Source organism: Nonomuraea sp. NPDC050394 (genome assembly GCF_044459065.1).
Classification (GTDB): domain Bacteria; phylum Actinomycetota; class Actinomycetes; order Streptosporangiales; family Streptosporangiaceae; genus Nonomuraea.
On sequence record NZ_JBITIO010000007.1, the window covers coordinates 362524 to 387620 of the forward strand.

The window sequence follows — 25097 nt, forward strand, 5'->3', positions numbered from 1 at the left end:
CGCCATCGGACTCGACGGTCCGCCCCCATGGCCTCTCACCTGGGCTTTCCCTAGCGTTGAGCCATGATCACACTACGCGGGCTGACCAAGCGCCACGGCGCGCGCACCGCGGTCGACGACCTCACCCTGGAGGTACGGCCCGGCGCCGTGACCGGGTTCCTGGGCCCGAACGGCGCCGGGAAGTCGACCACGATGCGCATGATCCTCGGACTCGACCGGCCGGACGCGGGCACGGCGCTCGTGGGCGGCCGGCCGTACCACAGGATCGAGAACCCGCTGCGGACGGTCGGCGCGCTGCTCGACGCGCGCGCGGTGCATCCGGGGCGCTCGGCGCGGGCGCATCTGCTGGCGCTGGCCCGCAGCAACGGCATCGGCCGGGCCCGGGTCGGCGAGGTGCTGGAGACCGTCGGGATGGAGCGCGCGGCGGGGCGGCGCGCGGGCGCGCTGTCACTGGGGATGAGCCAGCGCCTCGGGATAGCGGCCGCATTGCTGGGCGACCCGGCGGTGCTGATGTTCGACGAGCCGGTCAACGGGCTCGACCCGGACGGCGTGCGCTGGATCAGGCGGCTGATGCGCGGGCTGGCCGACGAGGGCAGGACGGTCTTCGTCTCCAGCCACCTGATGAGCGAGATGCAGCTGACCGCCGACCACCTGGTGGTGATCGGGCGCGGGAAGCTGATCGTGGACGCGCCGCTGGGCGAGGTGGTGACGGCGGGCGCGGTGCGGATCCGCTCCCCGCACGCCGGAGATCTCGCGGTACGGCTGCGCGCCGCCGGCGTCGAGGTGTCCAGGACGGGCGAGAGCCGGCTCGTGGCCACCGGCGCGACGACCGAGCGGATCGGCGATCTGGCCCACGAGGCCGGCATCAGGCTGCACGAGCTGAGCGCCCAGGAGGCCTCGCTGGAGCAGGCCTTCCACGATCTGACCGCGGACAGCACCGAGTACGGGAGCCGGGTATGAGACGGGCGATCTCCGCCGAGTGGGTCAAGTTGTGGTCGGTCCGTTCGACCTGGTGGTGCCTGATGGGCGCGGCGGCGCTGATGGTGCTGGCCTCGGTCACGGTGGCCGCGGCGCTGGGCTCGCACAACGGGCAGCCGCGCACGGAACGGCTGGCCGCCACGGAGCCGGTCGTGTCGGCGGCGATCTTCGCCCAGTTCGCGCTGGTGGCGCTGGCGATGCTGGTGGTGACCTCGGAGTACTCCTCCGGCGGGATCCGGGTGGCGTTGCAGGCGACGCCGGTCAGGGGGCGGTTGCTGGCGGCGAAGGCGCTGGTGGTGGCGCCGGTCATGTTCGTCACCGGGGTGGTGAGCGGGGCCGTGGGGGCGCTGCTGACGTACGCGCTGCTGCGGATGGAGCCGTTCGGGGTGCCGGTCACGCTGGCGGCCGGTGAGACGGCGGGTGACCTGGTCAGGCTGGGGGTGTTCTGCGCGCTGACGGGCGTGCTGACCGTCGGCGCCGGTGCGGCGCTGCGCAGCGCGGCGGGGACGCTGACCGTGGTGTTCCTGCTGATGATGGGGCTGCCGTTGCTGATCATGATGACCGGCGCGCCGGCGCTGATCGACGCCTCGATGCGGCTGCCGATGTTCGCGGGGCTGGCGTTCATGGAGAGCGTGGAGAACATGACGGGCGGGCCGATGCCGTACGCGCCGGGTGAGGGGCTGGCGTGGCTGCTCGTGTGGACGGCGGCGGCCCTGGCCGCCGGGTACGTCGTCCTACGCCGGCGTGACGCCTAGACTGCGCAGCCGTGGCGGGACTCATCGGTAAGAGGCTGGCCGGCGTGCTCGCCGGGCTGCTGTCCGGCCTGCTCGAACTCGCTTTGCTGGCCGTCGCCTGGCCCGCCCGGCGGCGGTGGGGCCCGGCGGTGATGCGGCTGGAACACCGCCGGCTGACCTGGCTCGGCCTGGACGGCGGCCCGCGGCCGCCCTCCTACCCCTACCTCGCGTTGCGGTCGCTGCTCGGCGTCACCGGCGGATACGCGGTGTTCTCGCTGGTCTTCGTCACCGGGCTGTTCCTGGCCGGCTCGGCGTGGTCGCTGATCACCGGCAGCTCCGACGTCGTCTCGCTGTCCTTCCCCGGCCTGCACCTGGAGACGCTGAGCTGGACGATCGGGCTGAGCGGTGGCCTGGTCGTGCTCGGGCTGACCGCCGGCGCGGTGGAGCTGGTCGCGTGGGCGGAGCGGCGGCTGGCCGTACTCTTCCTCGGGCCCGGACCGGCGGAGTTGATGCGGCGGCGCATCGCCGAGCTCACCGACACCAGGCTCGGCATCGTGCGCGCCGTCGACGACGAGCGGCGCAGGATCGAGCGGGACCTGCACGACGGCGTGCAGCAGCACGGCGTGGCGCTGGCCATGCTGCTCGGCCGCGCCCGCCACAGCCCCGCCGCCGCGCCGGAACTCGTCGACCAGGCCTACGCCGAGTCGCGCAGGCTCCTCGACGAGCTGCGCAGCGTCGCCTGGCGCGTCTACCCCACCGCGCTCGACGAGCTCGGGCTGAGGGCCGCGCTCGACGGAGTCGCCGAGCGCGCGGGCGTCCCCGTCACCGTCCGGTACGGCCTGCGCGCCCGCCCCGTCTCCGAGGTGGAGACCGCCCTGTACTTCGTGGCCCGCGAAGCCATCACCAACGCCGTCAAGCACGCGCACGCCCGTGACATCCTGGTCGATCTGCGCGAGGAAGGTGAGGCGATGGTGGCGATGACGGTCTCCGACGACGGCGCGGGGGGCGCCGACCCGGCGGGCGGCGGCCTGTCCGGCCTGGCCAGACGGGTGCGCGCGCTCGACGGCTGCTTCGAGGTGGTCAGCGGCGCGGACGGGACCACCGTGCGGGCGGTGCTGCCGTGCGGCTGATCCTGGCCGACGACGCGGTCCTGCTGCGCGAGGGACTGATCAGGCTGCTGGAGGACGCCGGTCACGAGGTGGCGGCGGCCGTCGGCGACGCCGGGGCCCTGCTGGCGGCGGTCGAGGAGCATCGGCCGGAGGTGGCGGTGGTGGACGTGCGGATGCCGCCCACCCACACCGACGAGGGCCTGCGGGCGGCGCTGGAGATCCGTTCGCGCCGGCCCGAGGTCGGCGTGCTGGTCCTGTCGCAGTACGTGGAGAAGACCTACGCGGCCCGGCTGCTGTCCGGCACCGGTGTCGGCTACCTGCTGAAGGACCGGGTCTCGGAGGTCGGGGAGTTCCTGGACGCGCTGGAGCGGGTGCGGGCGGGCGGGACCGTCCTGGATCCCGAGGTGGTCAGGCAGTTGCTGGCCCGTACCTCCCACGCCGACCCGCTGGCCCGGCTGAGCGCGCGCGAGCGCCAGGTCCTGGAGCACCTGGCGCAGGGCCTGGCCAACACGGCGGTCGCCGAGCGGCTGCACGTCTCGCTCAGCACGGTGGAGAAGCACGTCAACGCGATCTTCGACAAGCTGGAGCTGCCGCAGCACGCCGACTACAACCGCCGCGTGCTGGCCATCCTGCGCTACCTGGACGACTAACCGCCCGGGCAGAGGGGTCTAGGCGTAGGCGTCGGCGCGGTCGACGATGCCGGTGGCGCCTTCCTGGCGGGCGCAGTGGGCGCAGCAGTACCAGGCGCGGTTCACCTGGACGCCGTGGCCGATCACCCGCGCGCCGCAGTGCTCGCAGATGGGCGCCATCGCCTGGATCGCGCACTGGAAGGAGTCGAACGTGTGCACCGCGCCCTGCGCGTGCACCTCGAAGCTCATGTCGTAGTCGTTGCCGCAGGTCTCGCAGGCAGCCATGGCCGTGCTCCTCTCGTTGATCGATGCGTGGCGGAAATACCCCCTTCTCCCTCGCCTCTTCCCCAACGGCGCCCCATATTCTTCACCGCCGGGCGGCGGCCACCAGCAGAGGAACGGCGAGCAAGGCCAGCGACGCCAGGGCCACCGGCAGGCCTACGGCCGCGGACAGGGCGCCGACCAGGAGCGGGCTGGCGACGAAGCCCGCGTAGGAAATCGTGGAGATCGCCGCCACCAGTGAGCCGCCCGGGTCGTCGGCCGCCGCGCGGCTCAGCAGGGCCGGGACCGGCGGGCCGAGCGCCAGGCCGCTCAGCGCGAAGCCGGCCAGCGCCCAGGCGGGCGAGGTCGCGAGCGCGGCCAGGATGATGCCCGCGCCGCCGCCCAGACCGGCGACGGCCAGCAGAGCGCGGGTGCCGAGCCTCGGCCAGGCCTGGGCCAGCAGGCGTCCCACGGTCAGGGCGGCCATGTAGACGGCCGGGGCGGAGCCGGACAGCAGGGCGGTGGCGCCCAGATGCTGCTCCAGGTGCAGGGCGGACCACTGCTCGACCGCGTTCTCGATGATCAGCACGCAGGCGGCCAAGGCGCCCAGGAGTGCCGCCCGGCGCCATGGGGTCGTGGTGCGGCTCGCCGTACCGGCGGATGGGCCCGGAGGGTGGGGCTCTTGGAGGAGGGAGAACGGCGCGAACGCCGCGCCGAGCACCACCACCGCGACGGCGGCCAGCGCGGGTCCCGGGCCGGCGCCGAGCTCCCTGGCCAGGCCGGTGGCGGGGGCGGCCACGATGACGGCCGGCGGGAAGGCGGCGTACACCGGCTGGAACAGCCTGCGCCCGCTCTGGCGCTCCGCCCGCCCGGTGGCGAGGTTCAGGGTGACGTCCAGCGCGCCACTGGCCGCCCCGAGCACCAGCAACGCCCCCGCCAGCAGGTACGACGAGCCGCCGACTGCCCCGGCGACCGCCAGGATGCTCAGGCCGAACAGTGCCGTGGCGGTGGTGAGCCCGGCGCGCTCCCTGCCTCTGGCCAGGCGTCCGGCCAGGGCCATCGCGGGGATCGCGCCCACCGGAACCCCGCTCAGCACGAGCCCGAGGTCGGCCGTGGAGATCGCGAGCTGTTCCTTGATCGCCGGCAGCAGCGCCGCCCACGAGCCCCAGAACACCCCCCACGCAGCGCAGACCAGGATGAGCGGCACGCCTACGGATGCTGCCACACCGCGGCCCGGCCGCTTTCGCCGTCGCACGCGCGTCGCCACAGGACGGGCCAGCCGCCCCTTCCCAGCCAGGCGGCCGGGGCGAGCAGGCCGTGGGTGGCGATCATGTCCCAGAAGGCGTCGAGGTCGGCGCCGAGTTCCAGGGCGCCGGGACGGGCGACGTGCCAGGGGCCGTCCTCGTCGGCCAGGCTGGAGGCGGGGTATCCGGGGATCTCCACGGCCGCCGGGCGCGCCACCGCTGCCAGGCCGTCTGACGGCCCCCAGGAGGTGACGGCCACGGTCAGCGCGCACAGAACCCCGGTGCCGGGACGGCGGGCCATCGCGCGAGCCAGCTGCGCGTCACCGGCGCCGGCGAGTTCGCCCAGCGCCCGCCGCAGCCGGACCGCCACCAGCTCGGCCGTCCTGGCCTGGGCGATCGCCTCGTGCCCTGCCAGCTTCCGTAGCGAACCAGGCACCGGCTCGTCCCTGGCCAGCGGCGCCACCCGGGCGGCCAGCGCGGGCTCCAGCCCGCCGATCGCGGTGCTCATCGGCCGGACGCCGGTCAGCGCCCAGAGCCCGGCGGCGCCGAACGTGTCCAGCGCGCCGCCGCACGCCCGCGCCATCTCATCCCGGCCGGTCCGTCGCAGAGCCACCAGCCCGGCCTCGGTGTCCCCACTGCGCGCGCAACCCTTCACGAGCGCCGACAACCCGGGCAGCGCATCGGCGAGAGCCCGCTCGGCCAAGGCCGTCAGCGGCTCGCCGGCCTCGCGGAACAACCGTCCTGGCCGCCGTCCGGGGCCTTTGACCGGCCGGGGCGCGCGCTCCGCCGGCCGTGCCGACGGCACCGGCAGCCGCCCTGCCCAGGCCCGTACCCGGCGCTCCAGCTCCACCTCCGGGTCGGCGTTGAACCTGGCCCGGATCTCCCCCACGCGCCACCCGTACCGTTCGGGCTTGATCTCCAGGTTGGCGGTGATCTCTCCGTCGCCGCCGATGAGCGCGGCCAGCACGCCGCGTCCCGCCGACGCCTCTTCGATGTAGTACGACCCGCCGATGCAGTTGCCCATGTAGGCGGCCCACTCGGCGGTGGCCCGCGGGTCGCGCGCCCAGCGGACCGTGACCGTGGTGCCGGGCACCCGGGCGCCGTCCAGCCGGGCCAGTTCCTCGGGCAGCGGGAACGCGCCGGTCAGGGCCTCGGCGACAGCCGTACCGGTGAGCAGGCCGTCGGCCAGCTCCGCCCAGGTACGGCAGCGCGAGACCCGCCCGCCCAGCGACACGAGCCGCGCCGCGCCCGCCAGGGCCAGCGCGACGGACTCCACCCGGGGCACCAGCGGCGCGGGCTCGGCGGGCCGGGGCTCCCAGTCGATGTGGGGGATGATCGGCCCGTGCGCGATCTCGGCGGCGTCGTGGCCGTGCGCGGCGGCGAGGGCGTCGGCCAGATCGGCGAGCCAGAGCAGGTCGCCCACCACCTCGGACCCGCCTTCCCGCGCGGACCGGGTGGACAGCGGCTCGGCACCGCCGCACAGGACCGGCTGGGTCCAGGTGCGGGGAGAGCGGGCCCGGCTCAGGGGCACCGCGGCGCGCCAGGCGCTCATACCGCGGCCGGTCCACTGCAGCAGGTCCTGGTGGACGTGCTCGGGGATGTCGATCAGCAGGTCCTCGGCCGCGTCCAGCACGACGACGCCGTAGTCGCGGGCCCTGGCCAGCCGCTGGTGGGCCAGGTCGGGGCGGTCCGGCCGCCCGGCCAGGTCGCGGACGTAGAAGCCGGGCCGTGGCGGCAGCCCCGCCTGCCCGGACAGGCGGCGCGAGCCCTTCGCCGTTCCGGCCGCCGCGTTCAGCTGAGCGGTCATGCTCGCCAGGCCCGCCCGGGTCCCGAGGTCGGCCACGGCCACCGCGGTACGCAGCAGGACCGTCGCGGCCATCGCGTCCTCCATCGCCGTCTGCAGCATGACCGCCCAGTCGGTGGGGCCCGGCGTCCAGCGTGCGGCGTCGGCCAGCGACGGCGTCCGGCCGACGGTCATCCCGAGTCGGCGCAGAATCAGCTCGTCGGCGCCGCGCCGGTAGAGCTCGCGCAGCTCGTCCTCCCGGTCGACCTTCCCGCGCACCGCCAGCCTGGCCGCCCGCCGCCTGCCGGCCGCGTGGTGCGCGGCGACCCGCTCCCACAGGTCCAGGAGCGGCGCCGTCCTGCGGGGCCGCGGCACGTCCGCGAAGATCTGTCCCAGATGTACGGCCAGCCGCGACGCCCGTTCCCGCCCCGCGATCCCCTCGGGCCCGGAGCACGCGCCCAGCAGGGTTTCCAGTTGCTCGGGCCCCAGGATGTCGCTGGCCGCCGAGGCCAGGGTGAGCGTGTCCCAGCGGCCTTCGGCGACGGCCGCGGCGGCCGCGGCGCCGACCGGCTTGGTGGCGGCGGGCCCGAACAGCGCCACCAGCACCCCCGCGCGCTCCCCGAGCAGGTGCGCGCGCTCGGGCCCGAGCGCGCGCAGGGCGGCGAGGACGGCGTCCCGCCGGTCACCGGCGGCCCCGGCCAGCCGCGCGGAGCGGAACCCGTCGCCCAGGTCCACCCCCGCCCCGGCGGCGTCCTCGCCCCCGAGGGCCACCAGCCGCCGCAGTCGCGCCAATGCGGGTGCCGGGTCATGCCCCTCGGGCCCCACGACGACCGCCGCGCCCTGCCGTGGGCGCGCGGGGTCGAGCACCCGGACCAGCAGGCCCGGGTGGGTCACCACGCCAAAGGCCAGCCGTGTCATGATCCTCCCTCCGCTTCCACGGTAGGGATCACATATCCGGAAAACACCTGCTTTTCGGCGCCACCCCGGGACTCTCCTGCGCCGCGGCGCCGGTGCCGGCCGGGTGGGCGCGGCACCGGCCGGGTGGGCGCGGCACCGGTCGGCCGTTCGCGCCGGGGTGACCGCGCACGCGCCGGCAGAGGAGATCTACCGGCGCGTGCCGCGGTCGGTGCCGGTCTTCCGGATGTGGCCGTTGACGGCGTGGAGATCTACCGGCGTGCGCCGGTGGAGGCCCTGCGCGTGATCGCCGGGTGGATCAGCGGAACCTGGCCTTCCCCCGCTTGTTCCAGCCGCCGTTGACGTCGAGGTACTCCCTGGAGTGCCAGTTCTTGAACTGCTTGAGCGCGCGGGCCGCGCCACCGGCGTATTCGACCTTGTCCGGGTTCCAGAGGCCGAGCTTGTGGTAGCGGTAGAGCTGCGTGCCGGCCTGCTCCTCGGTCCTGGCCGGCGGTGTGGCGCCGGTCCTGAGGTCGTTCCAGGCGCGGCCCTTGGCGGTCAGGGCCCCGTCGCGGCCGATGAGGTCGTGCTTGCAGTAGGTACGGTGCTGCCGCTTGGCGGCCTTGGAATTGTCGGAGTACTCGACCCGGTTCGGGTCGAAGGCGCACTTCTCCTTGGCGGCGGAAGCCGTACCGGGGAAGAGGGTGAGGGCGCCGAGCGTACCGGCGGCGAGGGCGGCCGTGATGATCGTTCTGGTGTTCATGCAGATGAAGATGCCCGCCCAGTTCCAAGGCCGGTTCCCGGTCACCACCCGGTTGCGTAACGGAAGTCCAGGAGAAATGCGTTGTGACCGGCAGCAGGTGGCGGTTAGGTTGCAACTGCCTGCCAACCCGGCGGCAACCGGGCCGGGTGACCGTGGAAGCGAGAGGGGGCAGACCATGCGACGCGTCAGGAAGATCAAGCCATCGACCAAGAAACGCCCTGAGCTGGACCTGCGCACCCCGTCGGGGCGACGACTTCCTTACTGATTGTGGTCCTTACGACCAACTTACGGGTGGTTCTGTAGATAACATAGGTAACAGAAACATCACGCCGGGGGGCTGAGGATGAAGAGGCTAATGGTGGTGCCGCCGCGTATCGCCAGGCACAAGGTCCGCGACATCCGTTCGGGCAGCCGCCGCGGGCCCGTGGTCGCCGACCCCAAGGTCGTCGACCTTCGTGCCTACAGCGGCCGTAATGTGATCCTTTTCCCCGGCGGGCCGACGCCCGCCGCGTGATCACACCTTGTAGAGCTTGTCGGCGTATCCCTTGCTGTAGTAGGCCTCCAGCTGCTCGACGCTCTCGGTCACCGTCTGGACGTCCTTGACGATCCGAGCGTGCGAGGGCAGCTCGTCGGCGCTCCACGACTCCGGCTTCCACAGCGACGAGCGCATGAACGCCTTCGCGCAGTGGTGGAAGATCTGCTCGATCTCGACCACGAGGGCCAGGTGGGGCCGGTGGCCCTTGACGATCATCTCGTCGAAGAACGGCGCCTCGCGGATCAGGCGCGCCCTGCCGTTGATGCGCAGGGTCTCGTTTCTGCCCGGGATCATGTAGATCAGCCCGACGTGCGGGTTGCGCAGGATGTTGAGGAAGCCGTCGGCGCGGCGGTTGCCGGGCCGGTCGGGAATGGCGATCGTGGAATCGTCGATCACATGGGTGAAGCCCGCCGGGTCGCCCTTCGGGGACACGTCGCAGGTGCCGTCGTCGCCAGAGGTCGCGATCAGGCAGAACGGCGAGGCCGCCAGCCATGCCCGGTCGAGCTCGTGGAGTTTGGGGCGGTCCTTGGTCGCCGCTCGCGGCATAACCTCGCCCAGCAGTTCGCGGAGTTCTTCGGCTGATTCGATCTCCATCCAGGTCATTGGCCCATTCTTGACCATCCGCCGGCGAAGCGGGCAACGGGGTCTACCATCGGCGGGCCCGCGCCATCACCTCCAGGAGGGCGTCGCGCTCGGCGGCGAAGGACTCCAGGTCCATGCGCTCGCGTTCGGCGCGCACGTGCAGCATGGCCAGTTCGGTGGCGGCCTGCTGGTAGTCGGACATCGCCCGGCCCAGCCCCGCCTTCTTCGCCCATGCCCGCGCGTGCTTGCGCGCCTTCAGCGTGGTCAGCATGCCGAGATCCTGCGGGCTGAGCAGGCCGGTGCCCTGGTAGCGGGGCAGCACGTCGCCCATTCTGGCCACCAGTGCCCGCCGCTCGCGTACCGTGACCAGGATCAGCACGACGAGCACCGCCATGATCACGAGGTAGGCGAGGCCGAAGAAGGGCAGGGAGCCGGTGGTGGCGCTGCCGTTCCAGAGCATGTGCAACGACACCGCGCCCAGGTACCCCAGCGGGATCGCCCAGTACCGGCGGCGTACCGCCGCGTACGCCACCCCGATGCCGATCAGCGAGGTGTAGACCGGATGCCCCAGAGGTGAGATCACCCCGCGCAGCACGAACGTCGCCACGGCCCCGTCGACCCCGCCCTGCCCGAACGAGCCCAGGTAGTAGCCGACGTTCTCCACCGCGGCGAAGCCGAGCCCGGCCATCCCGGCGTAGATGATGCCGTCGGTCAGCCCGTCGATCTCCCGCCGCCTGCGCAGCAGCGCCAGCAGCGCCGCGCCCTTCAGCGCCTCCTCGATCACCGGCGCGAGCACGACCGTGCCCACGTCGTCGGTGACGCCCGCGCTGTAGCCGAGCCCGGCGACGACCGCCTCGCCCGCCATCGTGAGCGCGATCCCGAGCACGATCGCCACCCCCGCGCCCCACGCGAAGGCGAAGCCCAGGTACAGCCGGGGTTCGGGCTCCAGCCGGTCCAGGCCGAGGACCGCGGACAGCAGGATCGGCAGCGGCGCAAGCGCGAGCAGCATCGACAGTCCCCAGCCGACGGGGCCGCCGCTGAGCAGCAGGACGGTGAGCACGAGCGCGGCCAGCGCGCTGGACACCCCCAGGCCGAGCAGCAGCCGCAGGCTCGGCCGCGGCGCCAGGGCGGGGGGACGGAGGTCGACAGCCATGCCTCACTGTGCCCCCGTCCTGTCAACGTCCGCTTGACAGCCGCTTGAATCTTTACTCGATCGCTTTGAGCACGGCGTCGGCGATGGAGCGCGGGTCCACGCCGAAGTGCTCGCGCACCGCCTCGCGGGTGTCGGACAGGCCGAAGCCGTCGGTGCCCAGCGAGGTCCAGGGGCGCTCGATCCACGGCGCGATCTGGTCGGGCACCGCCCGCATCCAGTCGCTCACCGCGATCACCGGCCCGTCCGTCCCGGCAAGTGCCTGCTTCAGGTACGGCACGCCGTCCGTGGCCATCGCCTCCCTGCGCAGCTCGCTCCAGGAGGTGACCGACCAGACGTCGGCGCCCACGCCGTACTCCTCGTCGAGCATCTTCTGCGCGGCCAGCGCCCAGTGCACGGCGGTGCCGCTGGCCAGGATGTGCGCCTGCCCGCCGCCGGCGGAGTACCGGTAGATGCCCTTGACGATGCCTTCCTCGACTCCCTCCGGCATGGCGGGCTGCGGCAGCGGCTCGTTGTAGACGGTGAGGTAGTAGAAGACGTTCTCGGGGGCGGGGCCGTACATGCGGCGCAGGCCGTCGCGCACGATCACGCCCACCTCGTAGGCGAAGGCCGGGTCGTAGGACAGCGCGGCGGGGTTGGCCGAGGCCAGCAGGTGCGAGTGCCCGTCGGCGTGCTGCAGTCCCTCGCCGGTCATGGTGGTACGGCCCGCCGTGGCCCCGACCAGGAAGCCGCGGCCGAGCTGGTCGGCCAGCGCCCACATCTGGTCGCCGGTCCGCTGCCAGCCGAACATCGAGTAGAAGATGTAGAACGGGATCATCGGCTCGCCGTGGGTGGCGTAGCTGGTGGCGGCGGCGGTCAGGGAGGCCATCGAGCCGGCCTCGGTGATGCCCTCGATGAGGATCTGGCCCTGCTCCGACTCCTTGTAGGCCAGCAGGAGCTCCCGGTCGACGGAGTCGTAGCGCTGGCCGAGCGGCGAGTAGATCTTCGCGGTGGGGAAGAGCGACTCCATGCCGAACGTCCTGGCCTCGTCGGGCACGATGGGCACCCAGCGGCGGCCGGTCTCCGGTTCCTTCATCAGGTCCTTGACGAGGCGGACGAAGGCCATCGTGGTGGCCACCGGCTGCGTGGACCCCTTGGCCAGGGAGTGGAACGGCTTGTCACCCGGCAGTTCCAGATTCTTCTGGACATATGCGCGCTTGGGGGTGGGGCCGCCGAGGGCCGCCCGGCGCTCCAGCGCGTACCTGACCTCGGGTGAGCCGGGGCCGGGGTGGAGGAACGGCGGGAACTCGCCCTCCAGCGGCGGCACCGGCAAGCCCAGCCGCTCGCCCATCTCCCGGAACTCCGCCAGGGTGAGCTTCTTCATCTGGTGGTTGGCGTTGCGGGCCTCGACCCCGGCGCCGAGCGTCCAGCCCTTGACCGTCTGCACCAGGACGACGGTCGGCGCGCCCTTGACGGACGTGGCCCGGTGGTAGGCGGCGTACACCTTGCGCGGCTCGTGCCCGGCGCGCGAACCGCCGACGACGCGCCGCAGTTCCTCGTCGCTCGCGCTCGTGCGCAGCCCGTGGAACAGGTGCTCGCGGATGTAGGCGCCGTCGGAGGCGGCGAACGTCTGGAACTGGCCGTCGGGGATCTCCCCCAGCCGGGCGACCAGTTCGTCGTCGTGGAGCAGGCCGTCCCACTCCTGGCCCCACAGTGCCTTGACCACGTGCCAGCCGGCGCCGCGGAAGACGCTCTCCAGCTCCTGGACGATGCGGGTGTTGCCACGTACCGGGCCGTCGAGGCGCTGCAGGTTGCAGTTGATCACGAAGGTGAGGTTGTCGAGCCCCTCGCGGGCGGCCAGGGTGAGCGCCGCCGTGGACTCGGGCTCGTCCATCTCGCCGTCGCCGAGGAAGGCCCAGACGTGGCTGTTGCTCGTGTCCTTGATGCCCCGGTTATGGAGATAGCGGTTGAACCTGGCCTGGTAGACCGCGTTGAGCGGGCCCAGCCCCATGGAGACGGTCGGGAACTGCCAGAAGTCCGGCAGGGCGCGCGGGTGCGGGTAGGAGGGCAGCCCGCCGCGGGTCTCGCGCCGGAAGGCGTCCAGCTGCTTCTCGCTCAGGCGGCCTTCGAGGAAGGCGCGGGCGTAGATGCCCGGAGAGGCGTGGCCCTGGAAGTACACCTGGTCGTCGGTGCCGTGGAAGAAATGGTTGAACCCGATCTCGTACAGCCAGGCCGCCGAGGCGTACGTGGCCATGTGCCCGCCCAGGCCCAGTTTGCTGCCCCTGCTGACCATGGCCGCGGCGTTCCAGCGGTCGTAGGCCGCGATGCGCTCCTCCAGCTCCAGGTCACCCGGGTAGGGCGGTTCCTCGGCCGTGGGCACGGTGTTCACGTAACGGGAGGACGTGGCCAGCCTCCGCAGCAGGTAGTCGGCCCGTTCGGGACCGGCAGCCCGCCTGACCGCGTCGAGGGACTCCAGCCACTCGGCGGTCTCCTGAGGATCCAGATCTTTCTCCATACCTCCCATTAAACACCCAATGATCGATCATTGGGTGTTAGGGTGACTGGATTCGCGATTTAATCTTGTGTGTGAAACCCGTAGTGCGATCCCCGCTCCGCGACGACATCCGCCGGCAACTGCTGGACGGCCTGATCACCGGCCGCTGGGCCCCGGGCGAGCGCATCGTCGAGCGCCGCGTGGCCGCCGACCTCGGCGTCAGCCAGGCTCCGGTCCGCGAGGCGCTGCGCGAGCTGGAGTCGCTGCGCCTGATCGAGTCCTCGCCCAACAAGGGCGCGCGCGTACGCCCCGTCACCCGGGCCGACCTGCGCGAGGTCTACCAGGTGCGGGCCGGGCTTGAGGAGACCGCGGCCCGCCTGGGCGCCCCCGCGGTGGAGGCGCTGGAGGCCCACACGGCCCGGCTCGAAGCGGCCGCGGCCACCGGCTCACTGACCGGTCAGGTGTCGGCCGGGATCGCCTTCCACCGGGAGATCGTCGCCGCCTCGGGCAACGCGCTGTTGCTGTCGGTGTGGGACGGCCTGGGCCTGGAGGTGTGGACGCACCTGTCGATCCGGGTGTTCCGCGCCGAACTCCACGAGAACGCCGCCGACCACCAGCCGCTCGTGGACGCCTTCCGCGCGGGCGACCCCCGGGCCCCGGAGCTCCTGCGCGAGCACATCCTCAGCTACGCGCCGTGAGGAAGGCCGCGATGCGCGCGGACCAGGTGCGGATGCCGGCCACGGTGTCCGAGACGTGCAGGGTGGCGGCCGGGAGCAGGCCGGCGAGCGCCTCGGCCGTGGACAGCGGATGGCCGTCGTCGGTGTCCCAGGCCAGGATCAGCGCCGGGTGCGTCAGCGCGGACAGCTCCGCCGGCGCGGGCAGGTCGGAGGCGGCCAGACCGCGCATGACCGAGGGCAGCAGATCCCAGGAGACGTCCGGCAGCGGGAACGCGGGCCCCTGGGCGAAGATCGCGGGCGGCTCCTCGCCGGCCATCAGCTCGGCGAACCCCTTCGGCCCCCGGCTCTCCAGCGCCTCGGCCGCCTCCAGGTAGTGGGCGGCCATCGCCTTCCTGGTCTCCCACGCGGTCGGCGGGATGATCAGCACGAGCCGTTCGAAGGCCTCCGGCCGCTTCAGCGCGGCGTGCAGCACGGTGGCCGTGCCCATGGAGGCGCCCATCCCGGTCACCGGGCCGGCGTCCACGTGGTCGATCACCGCGAGCAGGTCGTCGGCCAGGTTCGTGAAGACGTAGTCCCCGGGTACGGCCCGGCCGGTCGACTCGCCGTGGCCACGGGCGTCATAGCGGACCAGCCTGGCCACCTCCTCCACCGGCTCCCACACGAACAGCCCGTGCCGCCGTTCACCGGCCCGGCTGGACATGGCGCCGTGGACGTGGACCGCGAGTGGCCCGCCCTCCCTTCCGCTCACCGCGCAGGCCAGATCGGCTCCCTCTCGGGCGACGGTTGTCATCACTTCCTCCTCGGCATGGTGGGGATGCCCACGGCGGCGACCGTACAGATCACCGCGATCGCCCACAACAGCACCCGCCACGCTTGCGATCTCCTGGGGAACCTGCCGCTGAGAGGCATTCGCTGTCAACGGCATGCGCGCTAGGGTCGCCCCATGCCCCGTACGATCGCCACCGCGACCCGCGTCGACCTGCCCGAGCTGCTGGAGTTTCTGCGCCCGCGCCACCACGGGCTGCTGTCCACGACCCGCGTGTCAGGCCGCCCCCAGCTCTCACCGGTCGCCTGCGGCGTGGACGAGTCCGGGCGGATCGTCGTGTCCACCTACCCGGACCGCGCCAAGGCGCACAACGCCCGGCGCGAGGAGCAGGTGTCGATCTGCGTGCTGTCCGACGACTGGAACGGCCCGTACGTGCAGGTCGACGGCCGCGCCGAGGTGCTGGACATGCCGGCGGCCGAGGACGCGCTGGTGGAGTACTTCCGGTGCGTCGCCGGCGAGCACCCGGACTGGCAGGAGTACCGCGAGGCCATGCGCCACCAGGACAAGTCGCTGATCCGGATCACCATCGACTCCTGGGGCCCGATCGCCACCGGCGGGTTTCCCGCGCGACTGGCGGACTGACATCGGGGATGCTGGAGGGGTGGCGGAAGGCATCTTCATCCGGCTGCTCGGATCGGTGGACGCGCGGGACGGCTCGCGCGCCGTCGAGCTCGGGCCGCCGCGCAGGCAGGCCGTGCTGGCGATGCTGGCCGCGCACGCGGGGGCGCCGGTCACCGTGGAAGGGCTGGTTGACGGGGTGTGGGGCGAGAGTGCCCCGCGCAGCGCCGTACAGAACGTCCACACCTACATCGCGGGATTACGGCGGGCGCTGGAGCCCGGACGGTCGCCGCGTGCCCCGGCCGGACTGCTGAGAGGCGTGCGCGGCGGGTACCTCCTGGCCCTGGACCCCTCGTGCGTCGACTCCCTGATCTTCGCCGGCCGCCTTGAGCGGGCCCGCGCCTTACCGGCGGACCGGGCGCTGGCCCACCTGGACGAGGCGCTCGGGCTGTGGCGGGGCCCCGCGTTGTTCGGCCTGCCGGGACCGTTCGCGGAGACCGAGGGGCAGCGGCTTGAGGAGCTCCGGCTGACGGCCGTCGAGGAAAGGGCCGCGCTGCTGCTCGGCGCGGGCCGCGACGCCGACGCGCTGGACGGTCTTGAGCGCGTGGCGCGCGCCCATCCGCTGCGCGAGCGGCTGTGGGAGCTGCTGATACGGGCCCAGGCGGGCAGCGGGCGCCGGGCGGAGGCGGCCAGATCCTTCGAGCAGGCGCGCCACAACCTGGCCGAGGAGCTGGGCGTGCGTCCCGGGCAGGGGTTGCGCGAGGCTCTGGAGGGGCTGGGGCAGGTACGTGACCGCCGCGCGCCGCAGCAACTGCCACGCGACCTGCGCGCCTTCGTGGGCCGCGAGGCCGAGACGGCGGAGCTGTGCTCGCTGCTGGCGCCGCCCTCCGGCACGTCGCGGTCGTCCGTGGTGGCCGTCACCGGGGTGGCGGGGGCGGGCAAGTCCGCGCTCGCCGTCCACGTGGCCCACCTGCTGCACACCCGCTTCCCCGACGGCCGGCTGTTCACCAACCTGCGCGGCGCCACGCCCGGAGTTCAGGCGGTGAGCCCGCTGGAGGCGCTGGGCCGGTTCTTACGCGCGCTGGGTGTGCCGGCCGAGGACGTGCCGGTCGATCTGGACGAGGCCATCGCCCTGTGGCACAGCCGCCTGGACGGCCGGCGCCTGCTCATCGTGCTCGACGACGCCAAGGACCCGGCCCAGGTACGGCCGCTGCTGTCGGTGCCGGAGGGCAACGCCGTACTGCTGACCAGCAGAGAGTCCTTCTCCTGCGTCGACGACTGCGCGCAGGTCGGCCTGGCGACGCTGCCGGGGGCGGAGGGTGCGGCCATGCTGGCCGAGCTGGTGGGCGGCGAGCGGGTGCGGGCCGAGCCGCGGGCGGGCCGGCGGCTGGTCGAGCTGTGCGGCGGGCTGCCGCTGGCGATCCGGGTCGCGGCGGCGCGGCTGCTGGACGACCCGCACGCGGGCCTGGCCCGGCACGTGGCCCTGCTGGAGGACGAGCACTCCCGGCTGGAGGAGCTGCAGGCGGGCGACATCGCGGTGCGCTCCAGCCTGATGGGCAGCTGGAGCGCGCTGGCCGGCAGCGAGCACGAGCGCGACCGGCAGGCCGCCGCCGCCCTCGCCGCCCTGGGACTGCTCGACGTGGCCGAGTTGTCGCCGCGGGTGGTGGCGGCGCTCATGGGAGCCGACGTCGCGGTCGCGGAGCGGGCGCTGAACCGGCTGGCCGCGGCGCATCTGATCGACCGCGTGGGGTCCGGCCGCTACCACCTGCACGACCTGGTACGGCTGTTCGCCCGCGAGATAGCCCCGCCACGGCGCCGCGAACCGCTGCTCAGAGCCCTGGGCTTCTACGCCGCCACGGCCCGCGCGGCCACGGTCCTGCGCGACCCGCACCGGGTGCAGCCCGCGGGCCCGCCGGTCACCGCCGAGCCGCAGTCCTTCGCCGGCCGGGACGAGGCCTGCGCGTGGCTCGTCGCCGAGGATCCCAACCTGGTCGCGGCGGCGTGGCAGGCGATGGGCGAGCCCGACGACGAGATCGCCGCGCTGGGCGTCGCGGTGACGTTCGCGCTCCTGTGGCACCAGGTCGACGCGTGCGCCATGGCCGACATGCGGCGGCTCAACGAACGGGCCCTGGATGTGTCCCGGCGGCTGGGCCAGGACCGGCTGATCCTGGAGTGCCACAACCACCTGGGACACGCGGCCAACTGCCACCACCGGACCCCTGAGGCCATCTGGCACTATGAGCGGCAGCTCGACCTGGCCCGGCGGCTGGCCGACCCGTTCTGCGAGCAGCGCGCCCTGGGCAACATGGCCTCCACCCAGCACACCGGCGGCCTGTTCGCGCAGGCACTCGACTCCGCCCTGGCCCAGCTGGCCCTCGCCCGCAGGGAGGGGTTCGCCGTCGGAGAGCGCTACGCGCTGTTCATCGCCGGCTCCGCCTACCGCGGCCTGGGCCGGTCGGCCGAGGCGCGGGACCTGCTGACGCGGGCGTTCGACCTGGCCGTCGAGGCGGGCGACGACTTCCAGGTCCTGTCCACGGGCCGCGAGCTGGCCGAGCTCTACCTGGACCTGTACGACTTCGAGGAGGCTCTGGAACGGCTGACGCGCACCCACGCGCTGGCCGTCGCGCTCAACAGCAAGAACTGCACGATCGCCTGCCTGATGGCCCTGGCCACGGCCTACCGGCGGCTCGGCGACCCGTCCAGGGCCCACGACCACCTCACCGAGGCCGCCGCCCTCATCGAGGAGACCGGCGACACCTACCACCTCGAACGCCTCCACCGGGAGCAACGGGCGGTCCGCCTTGATCTCAGCTGAGGTTGAGGTTCTACCGTGGGGATCGTGAGACGTGGACGGATGCTCGCCGTGCTGCTCTTGGCCTGGTTCATGGCGCAGTTCGACTTCTTCGTGGTCAACGTGGCCGCGCCGGCCTTCGAGCGGGAACTGGGCGCGAGCCAGGCGCAGCTGGAGCTGATCGTGGGCGGCTACGCGTTCACGTTCGCCGCCGGGATGATCACCGGCGGCCGGCTGGGCGACCGCTACGGCTACCGCAGGATGTTCGTCGCCGGGATGACCGCGTTCACGCTCGCCTCGGTCCTGTGCGGGCTGGCGCTCGGCCCGGCCCAGCTCATCGCCGCCCGGCTCCTGCAAGGGCTGGCCGGCGCGATCATGGTGCCGCAGGTGCTGGCGATGATCCCGGTGATCTTCGAGCCGCGCGAGCGTCCCAAGGCCGTCGGCTGGTACGGCCTCGCGGGCGGCGTCGGCGCGATCGCCGGGCAGGTCCTCGGCGGGCTGCTGCTCACCGTCGACGTCCTGGGACTGGGATGGCGGATCGTCTTCCTGCTCAACCTGCCGATCGGCGTGGTCACGGTCATTCTGGCGGCCCGCCTGCTGCCGAAGGCCGAGACGGGCAGGTACGCGCGGCTGGACCTGCGTGGCGCCGCCGGGCTGGCGATCGGGCTGGCGTTGCTGCTGGTGCCGCTCGGGCTCGGGCACGGCCTGGGCTGGCCGGTGTGGGCGTGGGTGTGCATGGCTTCCGCCGTACCGGTGCTGGCGCTGACCGGGCGGTGGCAGCGCGTGCTGGCCGCGCGCGGCGGTCAGCCCGTGCTGGACCTGGCGTTGCTGAAGGTGCGCTCCTACGTCGCCGGGGTCGGCGCGGTCACCGCCTTCACCGCCTACTTCGTGTCGTTCATGTTCACGCTGACGCTGCTGCTGCAGGGCGGGTTCGGGCTGGACGCGTTCCATGCGGGGCTGGCGTTCGCGCCGATGGGGCTGATGTTCTCGATCACCTCGCTGCTCGGCAGCCGCCTGGTCCGCCGGTACGGCCCGCGGGTCGTCATGCTCGGCGGCTGCGTCACCGCGGCCGGGCTGACCGCGATGCTCTTCGTGGAAGGGTTGCCCTGGACCATCGCGGCGCTCATGGTGGTCGGCACCGGCAACGGGCTGGTGCTGCCGCAGTTGATCGGCACCGCGCTGGTCGAGGTGGAGCCGGGTCAGGCGGGCATCGCCTCGGGCTTCCTGACGACGGCCCAGCAGTTCGCCGGTGCCGGCGGGGTGGCGGTGATCGGGGCGGTGTTCTTCGCGGCGGCCGCGGGACCGGGCGGCTACGCCGCCGGCATGCGCTGGTCGGCCGCGATCGATCTCGCGCTGATCCTGGTCGTGGTCGCCGTGGTGGCCTACAACGGCCGCCGGGCGCTCACCCGAGCTGAGCTTCCAGTCCCTTCACGTCGGACATGACCCAGTACTCGGTGAAGCGGCCGCCTTCGGCCCGCAGGATGTCATGGCCGCTGAAGGCGACCGGCCTGCCCTGATGCTCGCCGCTGAACGTCCAGCGGGCGGCCACGAGGTCGCCGGTGACGATCGGGCCCACGTCGAGGGTGACCTTCACCCCGGTGAAGGGCTCGTGGCCCTGCTTCAGTACCTCGATCAGCTCGTCGGGGCCCCGTACGTCCATGCCGGGCCAGTGGCCGGCGAAGTCGTCCGTGACGAGTTCCCGGGCGAGTTCGAAGTCGCCGTTCCACATCTCCAGGAGCCAGCGTTCGTACAGGTTGATGAGCATATTCAGCGACGTACCCACTAGGTTGCCCTTCATGAACGTTGCGATTACCGGGGGTTATGTCGTGCCCGTGACGGGCGCGCCCGTCGAGAACGGCACCATTCTCATCCAGGACGGGAAGATCACCGCCGTCGGCGCGGACGTGGCCGTGCCCGACGGCGTCGAGATCGTGGACGCGGGCGGCGCCTGGGTGCTGCCCGGCTTCGTCGAGGCCCACGGGCACATGGGCGTCCACGAGGAGGCCGACGGCTGGGCCGGCCAGGACACCAACGAGATGACCGACCCGAACGGCGCCCGCCTGCGCGCGCTCGACGCGATCAACCCGGCCGACCTCGGCTTCGGTGACGCGCTGTCCGGCGGCGTCACCACGGCGGTGATCAAGCCGGGCTCCGCCAACCCCATCGGCGGGCAGACCGTGGCGCTCAAGTGCTGGGGCAGGAGCGTGGAGGAGATGCTCCTGCGCGAGCCGGTCAGCGTGAAGAGCGCGCTCGGCGAGAACCCCAAGCGGGTGTACGGCGACCAGAAGAAGCTGCCCTCGACCCGCCAGGGCGTGGCCGCGGTGATCCGCGACGCGTTCATGAAGGCCCAGGACTACCGGGCCAAGCGGGCGGCGGCGGCCGACGAGGGCAAGCCGTTCGACCGGGACGGCACGATGGAGGTGCTGGTCAGGGTGCTGGATGGGGAACTGCCCTGGTGCCAGCACACCCACCGGGCCGACGACATCGCGACCGCGCTGCGCCTGGCCGACGAGTTCGGCTACCGGGTGATCGTCAACCATGCCACCGAGGGGCATCTGCTGGCCGACGTGCTCGCCGAGCGGCGGATTCCGGTGATCATCGGGCCGCTGTTCACCAGCCGGACGAAGGTGGAGCTGCGGCAGCGGTCGTTGCGCAACCCCGGCATCCTGGCCAGGGCGGGCGTGGAGCTGGCCATCACGACCGACCATCCCGTGGTGCCGATCCACTTCCTGGTGCACCAGGCGACGCTGGCCGTGAAGGAAGGGCTTGACCGGGAGACGGCGCTGCGCTCCATCACGGTGAACCCGGCCAAGATCATGGGGCTGGACGACCGGGTCGGGGCGCTGGCTCCTGGGCTCGACGGCGACGTGGTGATCTGGTCGGGCGATCCGCTGGACGTCATGAGCAGGGCGCTGCGGGTGTTCGTGTCCGGGCGTGAGGTGTACACGTTCTCCGATGAGCTGGGCGAAGGCGTGGTGGCCAACCCCTACTACCGCGAGTCCTGATTTTTCACTTCTTAACGCGCCGCGTCCTGGTTGGGGGCGCGGCGCGTTGGTTTTGCGGCATGCCGTACAGTGAGAAAGTCTAACACTCGTTCAATTTGTTTGCGGAGGCTTCTCCCATGGCCAACCCCTATGCGGCGTTGTTCAGGACGCCCGGCGCCGTGGCCTTCTCCCTCGCCGGATTCGTGGGGCGCATGCCCATCTCGATGACCGGGATCGGAGTGCTGACGATGTTGTCCCAGATGCGGGGTGGCTACGCGCTCGCCGGAGCCGTGGCCGCGACCTTCACGCTGTCCACCGCCCTCGCGGGGCCGCAGGTGTCGCGGCTGGTGGACCGGCTGGGGCAGGGGCGGGTGCTGCTGCCCGCCGCCGGGCTCAGCGTCGCCGGGCTCGCCGCCCTGCTGCTGTGCGCCCGCTCCGGCGCGCCCGCCTGGACGTTGTTCGTCTGCGCCGCGCTGGCGGGCACGCTGCCCAACCTGGCCGCGATGGTCCGCGCCCGCTGGACCCACGCGCACCGTGGCTCCCCCCACCTGCACGCGGCCTTCTCTCTGGAGTCGGTGGTGGACGAGCTGACCTTCGTCATCGGCCCGGCGCTGTCGGTGGCGCTGTCCACGGCGTTGTTCCCCGAGGCGGGCCCCCTGGTGGCGGGTGTGCTGCTGGTGGCCGGGGTCCTGCTGCTGGTGCCGCAGCGGCGTACCGAGCCGCCCGTCCAGAGGTACGACGCCGCCACCGGCCCGAGCCGCTCGGCCATCCGGATCCCGGCGGTGCGGCTGCTGGCGCTGCTTCTGGCGGCGGGCGGCGTGATCGCGGGCACGGTCGACGTGGTCAGCGTGGCCTTCGCCGCCCAGGCGGGCGCACCGGCGAGCGCCGGGTTCGTCCTGGCGGCCTACGCCGGCGGGTCGGCGCTGTCCGGGCTGGTGTTCGGGGCGCTGCGGCTCACGGTGCCGCTGCCCCGGCTGCTGGTCGTCAGCGTCACCGGGACCGCGCTGACCACGGTGCCGCTGCTGTTCGCCGGCGGGGTGGCGGCGCTGGCCGCGGCGGTGTTCGCCGCCGGGCTGTTCTTCGCCCCTACGATGATCGTGGTGATGAGACTCGTGGAGCGCGCGGTTCCCGCCTCGTCGCTCACCGAGGGGATGACCTGGGCGATCACCGGGCTGAGCGCGGGCATCGCGCTGGGCGCGGCGCTCGCGGGCGCGCTGGTCGACCACTACGGCCCGACGAGCGGGTTCGGCGTCGCCGTCGCGGCGGGAGCGGTCGCGCTGGCGCTGGCCGTCGGGGCCGCCCGCGCCCCGGCGGGAAAGGAGGCGGAAGGTGAACGAGCCGCTCACTGACGGGCGCCGCATCAAGGGCGAACAACGCAGGCGGGAACTGATCGAGGCGACGATCCGGGTGGTCGCCCGCGACGGCGTGGCCGGGGTCAGCCACCGCACCGTCGCCAAGGAGGCCGGCCAGCCGGCCACCGCCGCCGCCTACTACTTCAAGGCCATCGACGACCTGCTCACCGCCGCGCTGACCTCCTGCATGGACGAGGACGCCGAGCGCATGCGCCGCCTGGCCGACGTGGACGACCCCGAGGAGGGCCTGCGGGCCCTGGCGGCGCTGATGTGCCAGGTCGTGGCCGCCCCCGCCCACCTGCTCGCCGAATACGAGCTCTATCTCCTGGCCGCCCGCCGCCCCGAGCTGCGCGAGCCCACCCGGCGCTGGCTGGCCGCCGTCGAGCGCTTCGGCCGCCGCCACACCGACGATCCGGTACGGCTGCGCGTCCTCGCCGGCACGATCGACGGCGTGCTGATGCAGGCGCTGCTGACCGACACGCCGCCCGGCCGGGAGGACTGGGAGGACATCCTGCGGGCCGTGCTGATCACACCCGGTCCAGAAACCGGGCGATGAGCGGGGCGATCTCCGGCAGGTCCTCCTCCAGGGCGAAGTGGCCGGTGTCGAAGACGTGGAGCTCGGCGCCGGGCAGGTCGCGCAGGTAGGCGCGGGCGCCCGGCTCGGGGAAGAACGGGTCGTTGCGGCCCCACACGATCAGGGCGGGCGGGGTGTGCTCGCGCAGCCACGCCTGCCACCTGTCGTACTGCTCGACGTTGGAGTGGTAGTCGAAGGCCAGCGCGATCTGGGCCTCCTTGCGGCCGGGCAGGTCCAGGAAGTGCTGGTCGAGGGTCCAGCCGTCGGGTGAGAGACGCTCGGGGTGGCGGGTGCCCGACTCGTACTGGCCGCGGGTGCCGGACAGGGTGAGCAGGCCGCGGATCGTCTCCTCGGCGCCGGGCGTCTCCGGACGCAGGGCGACGAAGTCGCGGGCTCCCGCCGACAGGCCCTCCTCGTAGGCGTTGCCGTTCTGGATCACGAGACCGGCGATCCACTCGGGGTGCCACAGCGCGAGGCGGAAGCCGATCGGGGCGCCGAAGTCGAAGACGTACATGGTGAAGCGGGTGAGGCCGAGCTCGCGCACGAACCCCTCGGTGATGTCGGCGAGCCGGTCGAAGGAGTAGGTGAAGTCCTCGGGTGCCTGGGTATGGCCGAAACCCGGATAGTCGGGGGCGATCAGCCGGTACCGGTCGCCGAGTTCGGCGATCAGCTGCCGGAACTGGTGCGAGCCGGACGGGAAGCCGTGCAGGAGCAGGAGCACGGGCGCGTCGGGCTTGGCGGGGACGGACTCGCGGTAGAAGACGCGCACGCCTTCGACGTCGGCATACATGGTTACTAACGCCTTTCCAAAGAGAAGATGCATTAGTCTTAGCGTGTCGCGATCTAATGCGTCAACCCATGGATGTAGAATTAGGACATGACGGATCCGCTGACCGGCGAACATCTGGCCCTCGACCTCGTCAACACCAGGCCGAGCGTCGGGGATCTCCTCGCCACCCCCGCCGACCTGCGCCACTGGCTGGTCCTCCAGCGGGGCAGACTGCGGGACGAGCCGGTCGCGGAGCGCGACGTCGCCCAGGTACGCGAGCTGCGCGAACTGGTGGCCGTCGCCGTCTCGCACCTGCGCACCGGCACCGCCCCGCCCGAGGAGGTCCTGCGCGCCCTCACCCAGGCGCAGCGGATGGCGCCCGCCTACCGCGAGCTCTCCTGGCGGGACGGGGCCGTCACCGCGCTCCCCCGGCGCTCCGGCACGCCGGGCGAACGCCTGGTCGCCCAGCTCGCCGAAGCCGCCGCGGACCTGCTCGCCGGCCCGGACGCCGGCCGTATCCGGCAGTGCGAAGGACATGACTGCGTGATGTTGTTCGTCCCCGCGCACCCGCGCCGCCGCTGGTGCTCGACGGCCCGCTGCGGCAACCGTGCCCGTGTCGCCCGCCACTACCAGCGCCACAAGCCCGCTTGAACTCTCCCGGATCCTCGAACCATTGATCAGATTCGGGCGTCAAACGAGTTCACAAGCATCTGGAGTGGTTCATGTGATGATCTGGCCGAGCCCCGCCGCCGCAGGCGTGCCCCCGGCATGGTGAGCCGTAAGCGCGCGGCACGCTCCCGGCGGCGCATCGACGTGACCCGTCTCCCCGAGGACATCGTGACGCTCCTCGACGACCTCCCGCCCGGCGAGAACCTGGTCGTCACGCGCGACGGCGTGCCGATCGCGACCATTGCCAGCATGATCGACGTGGTCGAGGGCGCCATCGTCGATCCGGACGCGCCCGACGAGGTCACCGAGCAGGCACCGGCCGACTACGACGGCGTGACCGTCGTAGCCACCGCGATGGAGCTGTCGACCGCGGCCCGGGTGGCGCTGTCCAACCAGCTCGGCGCGGACTACGTCGTACTCGACATGAAGGCGGCACCTTTGACGGCCGACGTGCTTCTGGTGCCACCGGGCAGCCCGCAGCTGATCGGGGCGCTGCGGGGGATGTTCACGAAGGCTCGCATCATCGTCACCGAGATCGAGGACGACGAGCTCGGGGTCCAGTACCACGGTCCGGTCAGGCGGCTGCTCGACGCCGGGGCCGAAGCGTATCTGCCCCCGGCGAACCTCCCGCGCCTGGCCATGCAGCTCGACTACACGCTCCATCACGGGCGGGAGCTCTCCGGCGGGACCACCACGCAGCGGCAGATCGCCCCGGCGGATGACCCCGATGCCTGAAATCGGCTTCGGCGACGCTCCCTACTG

Annotated in this window: 24 protein-coding genes; 14 read left to right on the forward strand and 10 right to left on the reverse strand. The window is 72.7% G+C overall.

The genetic code is table 11. From position 1 onward, the window contains the following. Nucleotides 1-63 precede the first annotated feature (63 nt). From ACIBKY_RS28280 to ACIBKY_RS28295, 4 genes are read left to right on the forward strand one after another with little or no spacing between them, the layout of a single operon-like run. The gene (locus ACIBKY_RS28280) at nucleotides 64-960 is read left to right on the forward strand and encodes an ATP-binding cassette domain-containing protein (RefSeq protein ID WP_397101048.1); all 897 of its coding nucleotides are present in this window, start codon (nucleotides 64-66) and stop codon (nucleotides 958-960) included. Then, complete coding sequence (locus tag ACIBKY_RS28285) at nucleotides 957-1733, forward strand: ABC transporter permease (protein ID WP_397101049.1); 777 nt, start codon at nucleotides 957-959, stop codon at nucleotides 1731-1733. Before ACIBKY_RS28280 ends, ACIBKY_RS28285 begins: the two co-directional genes overlap by 4 nt. An 11-nt stretch (nucleotides 1734-1744) precedes the next feature. Beyond that, complete coding sequence (locus ACIBKY_RS28290; RefSeq protein ID WP_397101050.1) at nucleotides 1745-2842, forward strand: sensor histidine kinase; 1098 nt, start codon at nucleotides 1745-1747, stop codon at nucleotides 2840-2842. Continuing rightward, a complete protein-coding gene (locus ACIBKY_RS28295) occupies nucleotides 2833-3471 on the forward strand; it encodes a response regulator (protein WP_379609464.1) in 639 nt (212 codons plus the stop codon). Before ACIBKY_RS28290 ends, ACIBKY_RS28295 begins: the two co-directional genes overlap by 10 nt. 18 nt (nucleotides 3472-3489) lie before the next feature. Here ACIBKY_RS28295 and ACIBKY_RS28300 read toward each other — a convergent pair whose 3' ends face one another. From ACIBKY_RS28300 to ACIBKY_RS28315, 4 genes are all read right to left on the reverse strand, one after another. Beyond that, nucleotides 3490-3735, reverse strand: coding sequence for a hypothetical protein (locus ACIBKY_RS28300; protein WP_397101053.1), 246 nt, complete (start codon nucleotides 3733-3735; stop codon nucleotides 3490-3492). An 82-nt stretch (nucleotides 3736-3817) separates the two neighbouring features. Then, a complete protein-coding gene (locus tag ACIBKY_RS28305; protein WP_397101055.1) occupies nucleotides 3818-4918 on the reverse strand; it encodes an MFS transporter in 1101 nt (366 codons plus the stop codon). Between the two features lie 2 nt (nucleotides 4919-4920). Then, nucleotides 4921-7656, reverse strand: a complete 2736-nt coding sequence (locus ACIBKY_RS28310; RefSeq protein ID WP_397101057.1) for a hypothetical protein — start codon at nucleotides 7654-7656, stop codon at nucleotides 4921-4923. Between the two features lie 295 nt (nucleotides 7657-7951). Then, nucleotides 7952-8395 carry a hypothetical protein gene (locus ACIBKY_RS28315; RefSeq protein ID WP_397101059.1) on the reverse strand — a complete coding sequence of 148 codons (444 nt, stop codon included), beginning with the start codon at nucleotides 8393-8395 and terminating at the stop codon, nucleotides 7952-7954. 343 nt (nucleotides 8396-8738) lie between these two features. Here ACIBKY_RS28315 and ACIBKY_RS28320 point away from each other — a divergent pair, with 343 nt between their 5' ends. After that, entirely contained in the window at nucleotides 8739-8909 is a 171-nt protein-coding gene (locus ACIBKY_RS28320; RefSeq protein ID WP_397101061.1) for a hypothetical protein, read from the forward strand. Here ACIBKY_RS28320 and ACIBKY_RS28325 read toward each other — a convergent pair whose 3' ends face one another. From ACIBKY_RS28325 to aceE, 3 genes are read right to left on the reverse strand one after another with little or no spacing between them, the layout of a single operon-like run. Then, on the reverse strand, nucleotides 8910-9533 hold the full coding sequence (locus tag ACIBKY_RS28325; RefSeq protein WP_397101063.1) for a pyridoxamine 5'-phosphate oxidase family protein: 624 nt from the start codon (nucleotides 9531-9533) through the stop codon (nucleotides 8910-8912). 43 nt (nucleotides 9534-9576) lie between these two features. Continuing rightward, nucleotides 9577-10665 (reverse strand): PrsW family glutamic-type intramembrane protease, encoded by a 1089-nt coding sequence (locus ACIBKY_RS28330; RefSeq protein WP_397101065.1) that lies wholly within the window; start codon nucleotides 10663-10665, stop codon nucleotides 9577-9579. 52 nt (nucleotides 10666-10717) lie between these two features. Further along, nucleotides 10718-13156 (reverse strand): pyruvate dehydrogenase (acetyl-transferring), homodimeric type, encoded by a 2439-nt coding sequence (gene aceE / locus ACIBKY_RS28335; RefSeq protein WP_397101067.1) that lies wholly within the window; start codon nucleotides 13154-13156, stop codon nucleotides 10718-10720. Between the two features lie 71 nt (nucleotides 13157-13227). On the opposite strand from aceE, the gene ACIBKY_RS28340 reads away from it, so the two are divergent. Next, entirely contained in the window at nucleotides 13228-13833 is a 606-nt protein-coding gene (locus tag ACIBKY_RS28340; RefSeq protein ID WP_397101069.1) for a GntR family transcriptional regulator, read from the forward strand. Here ACIBKY_RS28340 and ACIBKY_RS28345 read toward each other — a convergent pair. Beyond that, entirely contained in the window at nucleotides 13817-14602 is a 786-nt protein-coding gene (locus tag ACIBKY_RS28345; RefSeq protein WP_397101071.1) for an alpha/beta fold hydrolase, read from the reverse strand. The genes ACIBKY_RS28340 and ACIBKY_RS28345 overlap by 17 nt on opposite strands. A gap of 153 nt (nucleotides 14603-14755) precedes the next feature. On the opposite strand from ACIBKY_RS28345, the gene ACIBKY_RS28350 reads away from it, so the two are divergent. From ACIBKY_RS28350 to ACIBKY_RS28360, 3 genes are read left to right on the forward strand one after another with little or no spacing between them, the layout of a single operon-like run. After that, a complete protein-coding gene (locus tag ACIBKY_RS28350; RefSeq protein WP_397101073.1) occupies nucleotides 14756-15220 on the forward strand; it encodes a PPOX class F420-dependent oxidoreductase in 465 nt (154 codons plus the stop codon). A 19-nt stretch (nucleotides 15221-15239) separates the two neighbouring features. Next, nucleotides 15240-18011 (forward strand): BTAD domain-containing putative transcriptional regulator, encoded by a 2772-nt coding sequence (locus ACIBKY_RS28355; protein ID WP_397101075.1) that lies wholly within the window; start codon nucleotides 15240-15242, stop codon nucleotides 18009-18011. A gap of 24 nt (nucleotides 18012-18035) precedes the next feature. Then, the gene (locus tag ACIBKY_RS28360; protein WP_397101077.1) at nucleotides 18036-19430 is read left to right on the forward strand and encodes an MFS transporter; all 1395 of its coding nucleotides are present in this window, start codon (nucleotides 18036-18038) and stop codon (nucleotides 19428-19430) included. Here ACIBKY_RS28360 and ACIBKY_RS28365 read toward each other — a convergent pair. Then, nucleotides 19390-19752 (reverse strand): ester cyclase, encoded by a 363-nt coding sequence (locus ACIBKY_RS28365; protein WP_397101079.1) that lies wholly within the window; start codon nucleotides 19750-19752, stop codon nucleotides 19390-19392. The two genes, ACIBKY_RS28360 and ACIBKY_RS28365, sit on opposite strands and share 41 nt — an antisense overlap. 31 nt (nucleotides 19753-19783) lie before the next feature. Here ACIBKY_RS28365 and ACIBKY_RS28370 point away from each other — a divergent pair, with 31 nt between their 5' ends. The 3 genes from ACIBKY_RS28370 to ACIBKY_RS28380 all read left to right on the forward strand — a co-directional run bounded on the left by ACIBKY_RS28370 (nucleotide 19784) and on the right by ACIBKY_RS28380 (nucleotide 22879). Beyond that, nucleotides 19784-20992, forward strand: a complete 1209-nt coding sequence (locus ACIBKY_RS28370; protein WP_397101081.1) for an amidohydrolase — start codon at nucleotides 19784-19786, stop codon at nucleotides 20990-20992. 116 nt (nucleotides 20993-21108) lie between these two features. Further along, on the forward strand, nucleotides 21109-22320 hold the full coding sequence (locus tag ACIBKY_RS28375) for an MFS transporter (RefSeq protein ID WP_397101083.1): 1212 nt from the start codon (nucleotides 21109-21111) through the stop codon (nucleotides 22318-22320). Then, nucleotides 22301-22879, forward strand: coding sequence for a TetR/AcrR family transcriptional regulator (locus ACIBKY_RS28380; RefSeq protein ID WP_397101085.1), 579 nt, complete (start codon nucleotides 22301-22303; stop codon nucleotides 22877-22879). Before ACIBKY_RS28375 ends, ACIBKY_RS28380 begins: the two co-directional genes overlap by 20 nt. On the opposite strand, the gene ACIBKY_RS28385 is transcribed toward ACIBKY_RS28380, so the two are convergent. Continuing rightward, nucleotides 22851-23687 carry an alpha/beta fold hydrolase gene (locus ACIBKY_RS28385; RefSeq protein WP_397101087.1) on the reverse strand — a complete coding sequence of 279 codons (837 nt, stop codon included), beginning with the start codon at nucleotides 23685-23687 and terminating at the stop codon, nucleotides 22851-22853. The two genes, ACIBKY_RS28380 and ACIBKY_RS28385, sit on opposite strands and share 29 nt — an antisense overlap. 87 nt (nucleotides 23688-23774) lie before the next feature. Between ACIBKY_RS28385 and ACIBKY_RS28390 the strand changes: the two genes are divergently transcribed. Both ACIBKY_RS28390 and ACIBKY_RS28395 read left to right on the forward strand, forming a co-directional pair. Then, on the forward strand, nucleotides 23775-24317 hold the full coding sequence (locus ACIBKY_RS28390) for a CGNR zinc finger domain-containing protein (protein WP_397101089.1): 543 nt from the start codon (nucleotides 23775-23777) through the stop codon (nucleotides 24315-24317). 117 nt (nucleotides 24318-24434) lie between these two features. Then, complete coding sequence (locus ACIBKY_RS28395) at nucleotides 24435-25070, forward strand: hypothetical protein (RefSeq protein WP_397101091.1); 636 nt, start codon at nucleotides 24435-24437, stop codon at nucleotides 25068-25070. Nucleotides 25071-25097 lie beyond the last annotated feature (27 nt).

Excerpts from the sequence above, each read along its gene's own strand:
- ACIBKY_RS28280 (WP_397101048.1), top strand. The coding sequence starts at position 64 with ATGATCACACTACGCGGGCTGACCAAGCGCCACGGCGCGCGCACCGCG.
- ACIBKY_RS28365 (WP_397101079.1), bottom strand. The coding sequence starts at position 19,752 with ATGCTCATCAACCTGTACGAACGCTGGCTCCTGGAGATGTGGAACGGC.
- ACIBKY_RS28385 (WP_397101087.1), bottom strand. The coding sequence starts at position 23,687 with ATGTATGCCGACGTCGAAGGCGTGCGCGTCTTCTACCGCGAGTCCGTC.
- ACIBKY_RS28320 (WP_397101061.1), top strand. The coding sequence starts at position 8,739 with ATGAAGAGGCTAATGGTGGTGCCGCCGCGTATCGCCAGGCACAAGGTC.
- aceE (WP_397101067.1), bottom strand. The coding sequence starts at position 13,156 with ATGGAGAAAGATCTGGATCCTCAGGAGACCGCCGAGTGGCTGGAGTCC.
- ACIBKY_RS28395 (WP_397101091.1), top strand. The coding sequence starts at position 24,435 with ATGGTGAGCCGTAAGCGCGCGGCACGCTCCCGGCGGCGCATCGACGTG.
- ACIBKY_RS28345 (WP_397101071.1), bottom strand. The coding sequence starts at position 14,602 with ATGACAACCGTCGCCCGAGAGGGAGCCGATCTGGCCTGCGCGGTGAGC.
- ACIBKY_RS28330 (WP_397101065.1), bottom strand. The coding sequence starts at position 10,665 with ATGGCTGTCGACCTCCGTCCCCCCGCCCTGGCGCCGCGGCCGAGCCTG.
- ACIBKY_RS28310 (WP_397101057.1), bottom strand. The coding sequence starts at position 7,656 with ATGACACGGCTGGCCTTTGGCGTGGTGACCCACCCGGGCCTGCTGGTC.
- ACIBKY_RS28390 (WP_397101089.1), top strand. The coding sequence starts at position 23,775 with ATGACGGATCCGCTGACCGGCGAACATCTGGCCCTCGACCTCGTCAAC.
- ACIBKY_RS28285 (WP_397101049.1), top strand. The coding sequence starts at position 957 with ATGAGACGGGCGATCTCCGCCGAGTGGGTCAAGTTGTGGTCGGTCCGT.
- ACIBKY_RS28325 (WP_397101063.1), bottom strand. The coding sequence starts at position 9,533 with ATGACCTGGATGGAGATCGAATCAGCCGAAGAACTCCGCGAACTGCTG.
- ACIBKY_RS28315 (WP_397101059.1), bottom strand. The coding sequence starts at position 8,395 with ATGAACACCAGAACGATCATCACGGCCGCCCTCGCCGCCGGTACGCTC.
- ACIBKY_RS28300 (WP_397101053.1), bottom strand. The coding sequence starts at position 3,735 with ATGGCTGCCTGCGAGACCTGCGGCAACGACTACGACATGAGCTTCGAG.
- ACIBKY_RS28370 (WP_397101081.1), top strand. The coding sequence starts at position 19,784 with ATGAACGTTGCGATTACCGGGGGTTATGTCGTGCCCGTGACGGGCGCG.
- ACIBKY_RS28375 (WP_397101083.1), top strand. The coding sequence starts at position 21,109 with ATGGCCAACCCCTATGCGGCGTTGTTCAGGACGCCCGGCGCCGTGGCC.
- ACIBKY_RS28350 (WP_397101073.1), top strand. The coding sequence starts at position 14,756 with ATGCCCCGTACGATCGCCACCGCGACCCGCGTCGACCTGCCCGAGCTG.